We start from the raw sequence: 13,917 nt of genomic DNA on the forward strand, positions 1-13,917 counted from the left end.
AGCTATTTGTTCAGATGATTCTCAATGTCTTTCAGGTGGAGGCCCAGAGCGTGAGTGGAAATCTGTATCTCCCGGATGAGTAATCCCAGGGAGATAATAAGAAGGATCAGCGCAATACCGAAAATCCAAATGGCCGCAATATGTTGTTCGATATAGATAAGAAACATAGTAAGAACACACAGTAGTAAGCTTGTAATTCCGAAGATCTGCATCCAGCGTGTGAGGTTTAGTCTCAATTTGATATTTCGGATCTGGTCGATTAAGGTATCATCTTTTTTCTCCAGGTAGATATCATGTAAATTCCTGATAACAGCTGCATAGGCAAGGAACCTGTTGGTGTAGGCCAGCATAATAAGTGAAATAGCGGAAAATAAAAGTGCAGGGGTGGTGAGTGTTAGCTGTTCCATTGAGATTACATATTACTGCTTTGTTGCGCAAAAATAGGGTTTTCAACCTTTCGATTCCCGAGAATTTGTCTTGGTCGCATGACTCATGTTAGAATTGGTATTGCGTGTAACAGGTATATCCTGTTTAGGTAGAAGTAATGTCAGAATTCTGTACCTTGGGATAAGAACCACATATAAGAATATGGAACTTGATATCTCTTTTATACGCGAACAGTTTCCAGCATTTTCAGAACCTGAATTAGAAGGCTGGGCTTTTTTTGAAAATGCCGGGGGCTCCTACCCCTGCAAGCAGTTTTTGGATAAACTGACTGAATTCTATTATAAAAACAAGGTGCAACCCTATTATCCATATCCCGCCTCAATAAAAGCGGGAGAAATGATGGATAGCTCCTATGAACGAATGGCTGCCTATCTGAATGTAAGTCCGGCCGAGATCCATTTTGGCCCATCAACGACACAGAATGTCTATGTGTTGGCTAATGCGATGCGTCCCATGTGGCAGGAAGGAGACGAGATTGTAGTCTCCTGCCAGGATCATGAGGCAAATGCGGGGGCGTGGAGAAGACTTATAAAGAGTGGAATTGTCGTAAAAGAATGGCATGTAGACCGGGAGACAGGTATGCTCAGCCTTACCAAACTGGAAAAATTATTATCAGAAAAAACAAAGATGGTGGCCTTTCCGCATTGCTCCAATGTCATTGGCTACTTCAACCCGGTGAAGGAGATCAGTAAAATGGTAAAGGATGTAGGCGCGATATGCGTAGTCGATGGTGTTGCGGCCGCTCCTCATGGTTTTCCTGATCTGAAGCAACTTGGCGCCGACATCTACATGTTCTCCCTTTATAAAACCTTTGGACCGCATTTAGGACTGATGTACGTAAAGCAGGATTTGATTGAAAATATGGAAAATCAGTCGCATTTTTTCAAAGAAGGAATCACTCGTAATACAATCACCCCGGCTGGACCTGACCACGCCCAGATTGGTTCGGTAAGTGGTATACTTGAATACTTTGATGCGGTCTATAAGCACCACTTCAAGGATGACGCCCTGCCTTTTCAAAGAAATTCAAGGCTCAATACGCTATTCAGAAACTATGAAGAACAACTCCTGAGTCCTCTTTTAGACTTTCTTAGGTCTAGAAAGGATGTTAAGATCATAGGACCCGATAAGCTAAAAGACCGTGCCCCTACAGTTTCAATTCTGCCATTAAATAAAAAACTGAACGAAGTTTATTCCTCGCTTACCAAACACAAGTTAATGCTGGGGAAAGGTGATTTCTATGCAGTTCGTCCCCTAATGGATATGGAAATTAACAGACCTCCCGGAGTGATAAGGATCTCTTTTCTGCACTATACGCATAGGGATGAGATAGTGCAATTGATCAAAGGCCTGGAAGGCTCTTTATAAGATGATGTAATTAAATTAGTTGTATCGAAATTACTCAGGAAGGTAATTGGAGGCCATCTCCACCGGAGTCTGCCGGTAGACTTGTTCTATGATTTGATACAGGTCCGGCACTACCGTACTTGCCAGTCTGGAATGGCTATTGAGCAATACACATATGCCCAGCTCTTCTTCGGGAAGTACAGCAATTTCATTCCTGTAGCCGTTGACGCTGCCCCCGTGGTGCCACATCGTTTTTTTTCGATCTCCGAATCCTTCAGAAAATTGGTGAATCCTCCAGCCAAAGCCGTAATGCGAGGATATATGACCCGGCCAGCGTTGATAGTACTTACTTCTTCCTTTTATTTCTACTACGGGTTTAAATGCCTTCTCAATGGACTTCTTAGTCATGATCTCAGGATGGTATCCGAGGAGAAATCTCATCCATTTTGCCATATCAAGACTGCTGGCATTGATGCCACCAGCTGCCACTGCATTGTAATAGTGATCGTTGAGTTTTTTAGGTCTCCAGTTCCTTCTCCATCTGTTATGTGGGAGTGCCACGTTTTCAACCTCTTGCAGGCTTTTGTAGTCCATATTGGTGGAACACATCTGCAAGGAATTAAAGAATTTGCCTTGCAGGGCTTCCCTGAGGTCCTTACCGGTAGCCTGGTGTATGATTTCTCCGGAAAGGGCAAATAGGGCGTTCTGGTAGCTGTAAAGTTCTCCGGGAGCACTTATGGGTTGTACTTCTTTAAATCGTTCAGCAATTTTAGTAAGGGGTAAACCTGCTTCTACCAGATTGGTAAAACTATGGTAGGGTGCCCCGGAGGTATGGGACAATAAATTGCCAAGAGTAAGTTGATCGGAATGCTTCTGATTACCAAAATTAAAGGAGGGTATATAGTCTTTTACCTTATCATTCCAATGTAATTCTCCTTCTTCTGATAATTTAACGGCGAGCACTCCTGTAAATCCCTTGGAAAGGGACCCAAGCCTGAAGATTGTATGTGAGTCTACTTCATCCCAGGTATTTGCATTTCTCTTACCAAACCCATCCGAAAAAACAATGGAATCACCCTTTACAATACTCACTCCCGCTCCTATAATGCTTCCTGAAGCCAGCGCATTTTCAAAATAGGCCTGAACCGCTTTCTTTAATTCCTGTTTTTGCCAGGCATATTGAGAAGCTTTTAACGGACTAAGACCTTTTTCCTGAGGCTCGGTCATCACAACCTGTCGGAATGAATCTTTGTTGGAAACAGGTTTTTTTGAACTCAGAATGAGACCCAACAGAACCAGCAACACCAAAGAGGTGCCTAATGTGATATTGAATCGATATGTAGAGGGCTTACTTATTGGCAATGCTATTATAGACTTAAAAAGTAGGTTAATAATGTTTAAATAACCGCATTTTGTCCCGAATATTATATAAATCTAATATAATTCCATAAAAAAGAAATACCGAGTCTTATTGATTCTTGTCATCAACTTCGCCCATCAGGGCATCATCTGTTGCTCTATACAACTTGGTGGTCATTAAAATTGTCCTTATTCATATATTCTTAAGCTGTACAAGATTATTCATTAACTTGAAGAACCAACCACCAACCACAACACCAAATGATCAACTTCTTTCGAAAAATCCGCAAACAACTCGCCGATGATAACCAATTCTTCAAATATTCCAGATACGCTATTGGGGAAATTCTACTTGTGGTAATTGGAATTTTAATCGCACTACAAATTAATAATTGGAATGAGCGGCGAAAAACCGTAAACAAAGAAAAAGGTTATATCCGCTCTATATATAAAGACTTGCAGAAAGACCTTAATAGAATAAATATCAGCAGTGAAATGCTAACCAGGCAATACAACTACGGTATTGAAGTACTCAGGGCATTAGAACAAAAGGAAAGCAAAGCCATGGATTCTGTAGATATAACTAATAAAGCAGGCTGGGAGTTAACGTTGATTATTCCTATGGTACGCGAGAAAAATACCTGGGATGATTTAAAAGTTAAGGGTATAGAAACCTATATTATAAAAGATTCATTAACTCAGTTGCTAAATGGTTTTTATGCCAATTATGACACTCAGATAAATAGATTTAATCAATTGCCGAAAAAAGTTAGGGAAGAACTGCGACTGCTTACCGCGTATTGTAATGATTCTGAAGGAGTGCAAATTATATTTGAAAAGGGAATTGATTATTATGGAGCTTCTTCCCCACGGTTCCGCGAATGCATTTTGTCTAACATGGACGTTCCCGGACTTGTTAGTGCTGTAACATTATCAGCCGTTGTCAATATAGGGCTATGCGAAGGATTAAGAAAAGAGATTGAAGCAGTGAAAGCATATATGGAAGAACACTTTAAGCACTTGATATAAGCTGTTGTCAATTAAGACCTGAGAAGCCCTGTAATTAACTCTCTCGCTTATTCAATCGTCACCCTCGTGACATGAGGAAATACGAAGGAGGAGGTACGAAGTTTGAAATGCGAGGTACGAAGGACGAGGTATGAAGTTTGAAATGCGAGGTACGTAGGACGAGGTATGAAGTTTGAAGTCAGATACTATGTTCGTTGTCTCAATTTGTTATTGTTTTTACGTGCAGTATTGATCGACGCCACTATTATCGCTAAAAGTTCATTCGCCTCTTTTTTCACCAATATGATTTCTTTAGTCCTCTTGCCCAATACCTCTTGAAACAATTCTAACCAATAAATTGATTCGTCTGCTTCCTCTTCTACAATTTTTAGTTTGTTTATAAAATCTGCTGCCGACTTAGCCCGTTGGGAGGCTCTATAATTTGCTCCTACTGAACTTGAACATCTTATTAGCTGTCTTGCCCATGCATCATATTCCCGTGATTTAGGGATCTTTTTGCATAACTTCCAACAGTCAATTGCAAATCTTTTAGTTCTAAATTTCAGATCTTGCATTTCTTTATTTTAATCCCATTTCCAAAAATTATCCAAGAAAATTCCACTTCCTACTTCGTACCTAGTACTTCTAACCTCTAACTTCGTACCTCGAACCTCTAACCTCTAACTTTACCTAACTTATCCCAGCCATCCCTCCCTATCCAGACTCCTGTACTGAATGGCTTCCAGAATATGTGTTGAGTTGATGTTTTCTTCCTTTCCGAGGTCTGCAATTGTCCTGGATACTTTCAGGATCCGGTCATATGCCCTTGCTGAGAGTTTTAATCTCTCCATGGCCTGTTTCAGTATTTTCATAGCCTGTTCCTCCAGTTCACAATATTTCCTGATTTGTTTGGAATTCATCTGAGCATTGTAGTGAACGGCCGTATCATTGACAAATCTGATTGTCTGAATCTCCCGTGCAGCCTCTACCCTTTTACGAATTGCTGCACTCCCCTCTCCTTTTCGCTCTTCAGAGAGTTTTTCAATTGGCACAGGAGTCACTTCTATATGGATGTCAATTCTGTCGAGCAAGGGACCGGAAATCCTGCTTAGATACCTTTGTATTTCGGCTGGAGAGGAATTCATTGTATTGTCGGGATCATAGAAATAGCCCGAAGGACTAGGATTCATGCTCGCTACCAGCATAAAACTACTTGGATACGTAATGGTAAATCACGCCCTGGAGATAGTCACCTCCCTGTCTTCCAGGGGTTGTCTCAGTTCCTCGAGCACACTGCGTTTAAATTCCGGCAATTCATCCAGAAATAACACACCGTTATGGGAAAGGGAGATTTCACCGGATTGTGGATAGCTCCCACCTCCGACTAAAGCCACGTCTGTAACTCTATCTAATGAGGTGGTCTGTTTAATCTTACAATATTTATCCTAATCTTAGGCATGAAGGATAATTCAGTACCTTGTTCAAGTAACTGCCAACCAATCGCGTCTTATGATCAACTTCTTCCGCAAAATCCGCAAACAACTCCTTTTGCAAAATAAATTCTCCAGATACCTTTTATATGCTATTGGAGAAATTTTACTAGTGGTTTTGGGAATATTGATTGCACTGCAGGTAGATAATTGGAATGAAAAACGAAAAGACCATTTGAAGTTAACGAAAATTCTACACGATATTGTAGAGGATATTGACATTGATATTTTTCAATTGAACAGGGCTTGCGAGGAGTTATTGGTAACAAATGAATTTGCAAAATCATTTTTAAACCTCCACGATTACACAAATTTTACTCGTGACAGTTTGGAAAAAAGTATTGAAAGAGGCTTTATAGGGAGCCGCTATCATACAAATAGTTACACTAACATTAAAAATTCTGGAATTACCGAGTACGGAATATACCGGGATATAATGAAAGAAATTGATTGGTTTTATAGCACCGGAATACCTCGGATAAAATCTATTGAAAAAGATATGGATGACGATCTACGAATCTTGTTAAAGTTCTGGCAGGAACAAAACTCATACGAGTTTAGGTATACTCAAGATTTGGACTGTTATCAAAGCGATCTGGCCGCAAGAAACGAATTCATGGCTCTTCTAAAATCGCCCAAATCCAGAAATCTTTTAAAAATTGATTTCAAAAATAATGAAAAACTGATTTTTGAATATAAAAGACTGATTGGGATTCTTAACGCCTTACTTGAAGAAATTGAGAAAGTCGGTATCAGTGTCGTTAGGATTGATTTGACCTGAGGTAGACTATCCTTCTTTCATATCAAAAGTAACAAATCAAAAAAAAGTACTTGGAAAGATATGCCAACCTCGGCTACTAGTAATAGTTATCAATTTGCTACCCGAGCCATCCCTCCCTATCCAAACTCCTGTATTGTATGGCTTCAAGAATATGTGAAGAACTAATATTTTCTTCATGTGCGAGGTCTGCAATTGTACGACCTACTTTCAAAATCCGATCATAAGCCCGGGCAGACAGCTTTAACCGTTCCATAGCCTGTTGGAGCATTTTCAAAGCGTGTGATTCCAATTCACAGTATTGCCTGATCTGCTTAGTATTCATTTGTGCATTGTAGTGGATAGTGGATTCCTCACAAAATCTCTCAGTCTGGATCGCCCTTGCTGCCACAACTCTTCTACGAATCGCCGCACTTCCTTCTCCTTTTCGCTCTTCTGAGAGTTTTTCAAAGGGTACCGGAGTTACTTCAATATGTATGTCTATCCTGTCCAACAAGGGACCTGAAATTCTACTTAAATACCTCTGAATCTCCGCAGCAGAGGAATTCATCAGGTTATCCGGATCGTGGAAATATCCTGACGGACTCGGATTCATGCTGGCTACCAACATAAAACTACTGGGATAGGTAATGGTAAATCGTGCCCTGGAGATAGTCACTTCCCGGTCTTCCAATGGCTGTCTCAGCACTTCAAGAACACTTCTTTTAAACTCGGGTAATTCGTCCAGAAACAGCACCCCATTATGCGAAAGGGAGATCTCCCCCGGTTGTGGATAGCTCCCACCTCCTACTAAAGCCACATCGCTTATTGTATGGTGGGGGCTTCGAAAGGGCCTGTGGTAGATTAGACCGGCACTGTTTACCTTCCCTACTACTGAATGGATTTTGGTCGTTTCCAGGGCTTCATTCAATGTCATGGGTGGCAGGATGGTAGGCAGACGCTTGGCTAGCATTGTTTTTCCTGCTCCCGGCGGACCTATCATAATAATATTATGCCCTCCCGCAGCGGCAATCTCCATACATCGCTTAATACTTTCCTGTCCTTTCACATCAGAAAAATCGATATCGCTGCTGATTGGATTTTCATTGAATATTGCACAGGTATCCACCTCAAATTGCTCCAGGGAACGGCCTTCATTAAAGAACTGAATCACTTTATCCAATCCATCTACCCCGTAGACCTCCAAATCTTTTACTATTGCCGCTTCCCTGGCATTCTCCCTGGGCATGATCAATCCCTTAAACCCTTCTTCCCTGGCATTAATGGCAATAGGAAGCGCCCCTTTTACAGCTTGCAGGCCACCATCGAGGGAAAGTTCACCCATAATCAGGTATTGTGATAGTAATTCCGATTTTATCTGACCCGATGCTGCAAGAATCCCCAGGGCGATTGGCAAGTCGTAGGCCGATCCCTCTTTCCTGAGATCGGCTGGCGCCATATTGATAGTTATTTTCTTTCCCGGAACCTTATATCCATTGTTTAGTAAGGCAGCTGCTATTCTGAAGTTACTTTCTTTGATTGCATTGTCGGGCAGGCCTACCAGATGATAGCCTATTCCCTTATCTATATTGACTTCAACCACTACGGTAGTGGCCTCTATGCCAAATACAGCACTGCCATAGACTTTTGTGAGCATGTAATCTTATTGAGCAGGATAAGATAAATCCTGATCTTGCAACTAAGCTTCACCTTAGAAGTAAATATTATTTGGATTTTGGACGTAATACCAGGACAGAGGAAGCCGTTTCTCTGATTTCTTCCTGATTCATCAGCATTTTACGAAATTCACCATTGACAAACATTTTTGCCTGATCTTCATAATACTTGCTAAATGGATTTCCCGATTGCCCAGTAGGCAGTATACTCATGCTGTTCTCCACGTCTGAGAAATCGATAACTCTGCGCGTGGATGGTCCGGCAGTAACTGAAAAAGCAGACGATCCGTTGTATTGAAAGGCCATATTATTAATAACCTCCCTTGTACCAGAAACCGGGAAAGGGCCAACATTGAAGAAAAACCGAAGGGCTGCAATCTGGCCTATAGGGTGTTCGTGTTCAAGAGTGTGTAACCGCCCCCATGTCCAGTCGGTAATATCTTTCCCAAGGTCATCTTCAAGGGATTGAAATGCATGGAGATAGGAAGATTGTACGATGTCTTTTTTGGTCTCTACAGTGTCCGTGGTTTTGACATTATCCCACCATACCGAATTTGCTCTGGCAGCCATGGGTGCAATCAGTCTTTTGAGAAAATGCGTGCTTGTAAATTGCTTAAATCGCTCCTCCCCTAACTCATCCTCAAACGTATTCTTTAAGAAAAAGTAGATCCAACGGTGGAAGATTGCAGCTTCAGCATTCTCAGTGTCATAATTCCCATCCCACTTATTCAGATGGTCTAAAGCGAGTGTTTGCTCATTGTTCAAATCTCCCACGGTAATCAGCTTAGCCAGTTCTGTGACGATTGAAGGGTTTACCGATGATATATTGTCGGTAATCATTGCTCTTACCGATTCAGCATCCCAGTCTGATTTTTCATCGAGCAGGCTGACGATCCTTTTTGCCCTGTTCTCTGGCAGGTAATAGCCGGGATATAACATACCAGCAATAGAATCTGGTTGATTGTTTGCTGAATAGACATAATGCCATGGAGGATTGACCGACTGTGGATTCTCTGTAAAATCTAAAAATCGTACTTTTTTATCCCGATCTTTACTTCCGTCCATCACCAGCTTTGTGTGGGTGCTGTCGCCCAGCTGATATAATTTCGCCGAAGCCCACCAGGCCACATTTCCCTCAGCATCCCCATACATAGTGTTGAGTCCGGGCGCATGTATTTTGGGCAGCGCCTCTTTAAATTCATCCATATTTGCGGCATGACTGATCCCGTAGAGGGATTCCAACACCTCATTCTCGCCCTTTGTGTAAATCCAGTCCATGCTGATGGGACGTCTGCCATTGATCTGATTGGCAATTCCATTAAGGATAGGCCCCCTTTCAGTTTTAGTATAGCTGAAGTTCTCATCAACCTCTTCTTTTACCCTGATCGTCTTGGTTACCACCTCAAGAGATTTCCAGCCGGTTGGAGTTTTATACTTTGTACTGTCCTCCGAATTAAGTACTTCATAGAAAAAATCCACATCATCGTTTTCAAACATGGTAAATCCATAAGCCATTTTTCGGTCATGTCCGAGCAAAGGAAATGGAACCCCGGCCAGATGATAGCCGTATTTCTCGTAGGATGGTGTTTTTACATGTGCTTCGTACCATACGGAAGGTTGTGCAAAGCCAATATGGGGATCATTGGCAAAAATGACCTTTCCGGATTTTGTTTTCTGAGGTCCAATCACCCAACTATTACTCCCGATGAACTGCGGTACAGGCAATTTGGACAAGGCCTCTGTGGTAACAGAGATCACAGCCGCTTCACTACTTACTTCCTCACCTTTGTAATTACGGATCCAAACTGTATTCGGGCTGCTGCTGATTTCCAAATCCGACAGGTATTCGGGACCCAGAGAATCCTTGATGACGGTTAAGAGGGGATCGGTTTTATGGGCCATGGCAAAGCTAAAGGCCATATAGCCAACCGTATTATATATATCTTCAATGGAATAAGGTTTTTTCTCCAGACCGGTCAGGAGAAATTCCACGGGAGTCGGTCCTTCCTCAATAAACTGATTTATCCCGTCGAGATAAGCTTGTGATAGTATGGCGGTTTGACTTTCCGGATCGAGCCTGGCTGCTGCCTTTGCGGAGGCATCGTCAATACCCAGGGAAAGAAAGAACTTATCTGTTGGTAACATGTCTTTCCCAAAAACTTCAGACAGTCCACCTGTAGCTACTCTCCGCAATAGTTCCATTTGCCAGAGCCTGTCCTGGGCATGAACATAACCAAGCGCTCTGAATGCATCTGTTTCCTCAGTGGCTTCAATATGAGGTATACCATACGGATCATAGGTTACGGTCACCTCTGAATTTAAATTATCCATAGGCTTCTCACCCGAATAATCCGGTTTCAGGGTCTGCACAATTATCAGACCTGCAAGGAGTAAAACTCCCAGGATTCCTAACAGAACCCATCCTATTTTCCTGACAGCTTTCACGTTGGTTTAAATCTTACTATAAAGATAGTGTTTTTATAGCGCTGAGAAGTTCCTATCGACTACTTACTAAAATATTTCGTTGATAGGTCTGAAACGCTTGTAAGCCTTCTTTCAGCCATTTCTCGTAAGTAGCTGTGTCTGTATTCTGAATGGAGGAATTCAGTATGTAGAGATCCGGTGAAAGCATCACATAATAGGGCTGTGAAGCAGCATTGAAATTAATCGTCTGGAAGGTGCCCCACTTCTCCCCTATTTCATCGATCGATTTTACCCTGCCTGAATCATACCTGAATTTAAACTGCTCATTTTCCGGAAGTGATTTTCGATCATCTACGTACAGTGATATAAGTACAAACTCCTCATTGAGCAATTGAAATACTTCGGGGTCACTCCAGACATGTTCTTCCATTTTACGACAATTCACACAAGCCCAGCCTGTAAAATCGAGGAGGATTGGTTTATTTTCCTTTTCGGCATACGCCCGACCCGTTTCAAAATCCTTAAAACAGTCGATTCCCAGAGGGCATTCACTATCCTGTTCTGCAAGCGTATAAAAATCCGGTGGCGGAAAGCCACTTAGAAGCTTCAAATTGGTAATTTGTAGCGCACCTGAAAGAAGGTATACACAGAACACTACTGAGACAAAACCTGTGATCTTTCTCAGGGAAGAGAGTTTTGTTTTCGGACCGTCATGAGGGAACCTGAAAATCCCAAACAAGTATAAGCTCAAAAGGAGAAAGATAAGTATCCAGATTCCAAGGAATATTTCTCGTTTAAACAACCCCCAGTTACCCACAAGGTCGGCATTGGATAAAAACTTAAAGGCAAGGGCCAGTTCCAGGAATCCCAGCACCACTTTTACCGTCGTCATCCAACCCCCGGATTTCGGCAGGCTTTGCAACCAGGCCGGGAACATGGCAAAAAGGGCAAAGGGTAAGGCCAGAGCCACACCAAATCCAAGCATCCCCGCAGATAAATTGGTCGCTACATCGCCTTCTGCCAGCGCTGTACTGCCCAGTAGTCCACCTAATATAGGTCCTGTACAGGAAAAGGAGACAATAGCCAGGGTTACCGCCATAAAAAATATTCCCATACCTCCCCCGACGCGATTGGAAGCACTATCCATTTTGTTTGCCCAGCTACTGGGCAGGGTGAGTTCATAATATCCAAAAAAGGAAAAGGCAAAAAAGACGAAAATCAGGAAGAAGAAGAGGTTGAGCCAGATATTTGTGGCAATGGTATTTAATATCTGAGAGTCAACGGAATCGAAGAGATGAAAAGGCAAACTCAGAAGAAAATAAATGATCACGATAAAGAAACCATAGAGTGAGGCATCAAAAATTCCCTTCGACCTGGACTGTGATTTTTTGGTGAAAAAGGACACTGTTAGTGGGATCATCGGAAAAACACAAGGGGTCAGCAAGGCTATTAATCCCCCCAGAAATCCCAGGCCAAAAATGACAAGAAGGCCCGTCTCCCCTTCTGAAGAACTTCCACCTATTCCTCTTAAGACATCCTTATTTTTTAGATCGAGTTTAAGGGCATTGGCCATTGCAATACTCCTGGTATCCAGGCTTTCTTCTGCCGGGGCTATTTCAGATCCGTCAAGAGAAAAATAAAATACTTTATCCTGTGGTATACATACCTCCTTACAGACTTGATAGAAAAGCTCTACTTTCACCTGAGTTATATCCGGTTTCAGCATCCGGATTTTCTGCTTAAAAACAGCTTCTTTCTTAAAAAGCGTTTCCTCTACTTCAAAAATCTCACTGTACTCTTTTAAGGTCGCACTTTCGGTAGTGCCGCCTATTAATTCGTATTCTGCTCCTTCATTTATATAAGTGAATTCACTGGGGAGCGAGCCGCCTTCAGCCGTAAATTGTGAATACAGATGCCAACCCTCATCTATGGCGGCTTTCATGATCAATTCGTATTGAGAATCCCCCAGGGGGATAAGGTCCTGACTCCAAATTACAGGATCTTCGCCATCCTGAGCAAAAGACATCAGGGCAAATAAAAACAAAACAGTATTCGAAATCAGTTTTTTCATTCTGCTAAGGTAACCTTGAGGATATTCCTTGTTTTTTCTGTGATTTTAAACCGATCATCAGCTCTTCTGCCAATAACCCAGACGATGTCATCCCCACAACAAAGGAGCCATTGATTTTGTTTGGCAACGGCATCCATTTTTTCATCTTTAAAAAATTTAGATACTTTTTTTCTCCCTTCCATTCCCAGGGGATAAAAATAGTCGCCTTTTTTCCATTTCCTGACAGTGAGTTTATGGTTTAACGTTTCTTTATCTATGTATAGTATGGTATTGTTTTTTTCTTTGATCTCTTCAACCTCCTCAATCCTGATCTCAAGGGGCAGATCACCGGTAACTTCAGGAATTTCATCAGCTTCACCTACAGGCCCCTGTTTAGGGAATTCCTGCAAAATAAGATGTTTTCTATCCTTGATTAGACGGTGGGTTTTGGAATGCACTTCTTTCCCACTCATTGCAGAGAGTAATGCTGTGACATCAGCCCATGAAGTAAATCCATAGGGCTTAAAAATTTCATACATATAACTTTCTACAGGCTGTAGTTTATTTAGCTCTTCCAGGGAAATTTTATATCCTTTGTGATAGGGAACAAAAAGATCCTCTCTTAAACCTTTTACATAATCAGAGAGCATATCGGCAGATCCTGAGAGGTACTGCAAAGAATTTGAAAAATTACTGAGAAAGGTCGGGTGAAGTTCCTTTAGTGCGGGAACTACTTCATGTCTGATTTTATTTCGCAGGTATTTGGTGTCTTCGTTACTAAGATCTTCCCGCCAGGAAATATTGTGTAGCCCTGCATATTCCTCAATCTGTTCGCGTGTAAAGGGAAGTAGGGGTCTAATGACCTTATTGTTCTTCTCCGGGATTCCACTCAATCCCTCTAGGCCGGTTCCTCTTGAAAGATTGATCAGGAATGTTTCAAGGGTATCATCAAGATGGTGTGCGGTAAGCACCCAGGACAACTCATTTTTTTTCAATAGTTCGTCGAACCATTGATACCGCAGATTCCGCGCCGCCATCTGAATGGAAAGTCGGTGCTCACTTGCATACGCCTTGGTTTCGAACCGGGTTGAATACAGCTTTACATTCAATTCCTTCGCTAAATCCTTTACAAAACGCTCATCCTCTTCACTTTCCTCACCTCGGAGTAAGAAATTACAATGTGCCAGGGAAAAGTTCAACCCTATGGCAGCACATAAATGTGCCAGTACTACACTGTCAATTCCTGCGCTACAGGCTACTATACCGGCGCGATCTGATAGTTGTGAATGAGTTTTTGCAATATGTTGTCTGAATGCGTCTAACACCCTGCAAAGGTAAGAAAGAAAGGCTTGGTACTTA

Annotated in this window: 10 protein-coding genes and 1 pseudogene; 3 read left to right on the forward strand and 8 right to left on the reverse strand. The window is 42.0% G+C overall.

The window, feature by feature from the left end:
- Window positions 1–2: 2 nt before the first annotated feature.
- Window positions 3–407: a DUF2721 domain-containing protein gene (locus ACA086_RS05565; protein WP_371002355.1), complete on the reverse strand. Its 405-nt coding sequence runs from the start codon at window positions 405–407 to the stop codon at window positions 3–5.
- A 181-nt stretch (window positions 408–588) separates the two neighbouring features.
- On the opposite strand from ACA086_RS05565, the gene ACA086_RS05570 reads away from it, so the two are divergent.
- Window positions 589–1,815: an aminotransferase class V-fold PLP-dependent enzyme gene (locus ACA086_RS05570; RefSeq protein ID WP_371002356.1), complete on the forward strand. Its 1,227-nt coding sequence runs from the start codon at window positions 589–591 to the stop codon at window positions 1,813–1,815.
- Window positions 1,816–1,845: 30 nt separating this feature from the next.
- On the opposite strand, the gene ACA086_RS05575 is transcribed toward ACA086_RS05570, so the two are convergent.
- Window positions 1,846–3,156: a serine hydrolase domain-containing protein gene (locus tag ACA086_RS05575; protein WP_371002357.1), complete on the reverse strand. Its 1,311-nt coding sequence runs from the start codon at window positions 3,154–3,156 to the stop codon at window positions 1,846–1,848.
- 258 nt (window positions 3,157–3,414) lie between these two features.
- Between ACA086_RS05575 and ACA086_RS05580 the strand changes: the two genes are divergently transcribed.
- Window positions 3,415–4,182: a DUF6090 family protein gene (locus ACA086_RS05580; RefSeq protein WP_371002358.1), complete on the forward strand. Its 768-nt coding sequence runs from the start codon at window positions 3,415–3,417 to the stop codon at window positions 4,180–4,182.
- Window positions 4,183–4,367: 185 nt separating this feature from the next.
- On the opposite strand, the gene ACA086_RS05585 is transcribed toward ACA086_RS05580, so the two are convergent.
- Together ACA086_RS05585 and ACA086_RS05590 are read right to left on the reverse strand one after the other, a co-directional pair.
- Complete coding sequence (locus tag ACA086_RS05585; protein ID WP_371002359.1) at window positions 4,368–4,736, reverse strand: four helix bundle protein; 369 nt, start codon at window positions 4,734–4,736, stop codon at window positions 4,368–4,370.
- A 120-nt stretch (window positions 4,737–4,856) separates the two neighbouring features.
- Window positions 4,857–5,564, reverse strand: a pseudogene (locus tag ACA086_RS05590) (YifB family Mg chelatase-like AAA ATPase); the annotation flags it as partial.
- Window positions 5,565–5,670: 106 nt separating this feature from the next.
- On the opposite strand from ACA086_RS05590, the gene ACA086_RS05595 reads away from it, so the two are divergent.
- The gene (locus tag ACA086_RS05595) at window positions 5,671–6,432 is read left to right on the forward strand and encodes a DUF6090 family protein (RefSeq protein ID WP_371002360.1); all 762 of its coding nucleotides are present in this window, start codon (window positions 5,671–5,673) and stop codon (window positions 6,430–6,432) included.
- Window positions 6,433–6,529: 97 nt separating this feature from the next.
- On the opposite strand, the gene ACA086_RS05600 is transcribed toward ACA086_RS05595, so the two are convergent.
- The 4 genes from ACA086_RS05600 to tilS all read right to left on the reverse strand — a co-directional run bounded on the left by ACA086_RS05600 (window position 6,530) and on the right by tilS (window position 13,883).
- Window positions 6,530–8,065, reverse strand: a complete 1,536-nt coding sequence (locus ACA086_RS05600; RefSeq protein ID WP_371002361.1) for a YifB family Mg chelatase-like AAA ATPase — start codon at window positions 8,063–8,065, stop codon at window positions 6,530–6,532.
- Between the two features lie 67 nt (window positions 8,066–8,132).
- Entirely contained in the window at window positions 8,133–10,529 is a 2,397-nt protein-coding gene (locus ACA086_RS05605) for a penicillin acylase family protein (protein WP_371002362.1), read from the reverse strand.
- Window positions 10,530–10,581: 52 nt separating this feature from the next.
- Window positions 10,582–12,579: a cytochrome c biogenesis protein CcdA gene (locus ACA086_RS05610; protein ID WP_371002363.1), complete on the reverse strand. Its 1,998-nt coding sequence runs from the start codon at window positions 12,577–12,579 to the stop codon at window positions 10,582–10,584.
- The gene (gene tilS, locus ACA086_RS05615; protein ID WP_371002364.1) at window positions 12,576–13,883 is read right to left on the reverse strand and encodes a tRNA lysidine(34) synthetase TilS; all 1,308 of its coding nucleotides are present in this window, start codon (window positions 13,881–13,883) and stop codon (window positions 12,576–12,578) included. The genes ACA086_RS05610 and tilS overlap by 4 nt, the downstream gene beginning before the upstream one ends.
- Window positions 13,884–13,917: the final 34 nt, after the last annotated feature.

The sequence above is a fragment of the Muriicola sp. E247 genome (assembly GCF_041358175.1).
Classification (GTDB): domain Bacteria; phylum Bacteroidota; class Bacteroidia; order Flavobacteriales; family Flavobacteriaceae; genus Muriicola.

Bases quoted from the DNA above. Each gene is read 5' to 3' on its own strand.
- ACA086_RS05565 (WP_371002355.1), bottom strand. From the start codon at position 407: ATGGAACAGCTAACACTCACCACCCCTGCACTTTTATTTTCCGCTATT.
- ACA086_RS05570 (WP_371002356.1), top strand. From the start codon at position 589: ATGGAACTTGATATCTCTTTTATACGCGAACAGTTTCCAGCATTTTCA.
- ACA086_RS05580 (WP_371002358.1), top strand. From the start codon at position 3,415: ATGATCAACTTCTTTCGAAAAATCCGCAAACAACTCGCCGATGATAAC.
- ACA086_RS05585 (WP_371002359.1), bottom strand. From the start codon at position 4,736: ATGCAAGATCTGAAATTTAGAACTAAAAGATTTGCAATTGACTGTTGG.
- ACA086_RS05595 (WP_371002360.1), top strand. From the start codon at position 5,671: ATGATCAACTTCTTCCGCAAAATCCGCAAACAACTCCTTTTGCAAAAT.
- ACA086_RS05600 (WP_371002361.1), bottom strand. From the start codon at position 8,065: ATGCTCACAAAAGTCTATGGCAGTGCTGTATTTGGCATAGAGGCCACT.
- ACA086_RS05610 (WP_371002363.1), bottom strand. From the start codon at position 12,579: ATGAAAAAACTGATTTCGAATACTGTTTTGTTTTTATTTGCCCTGATG.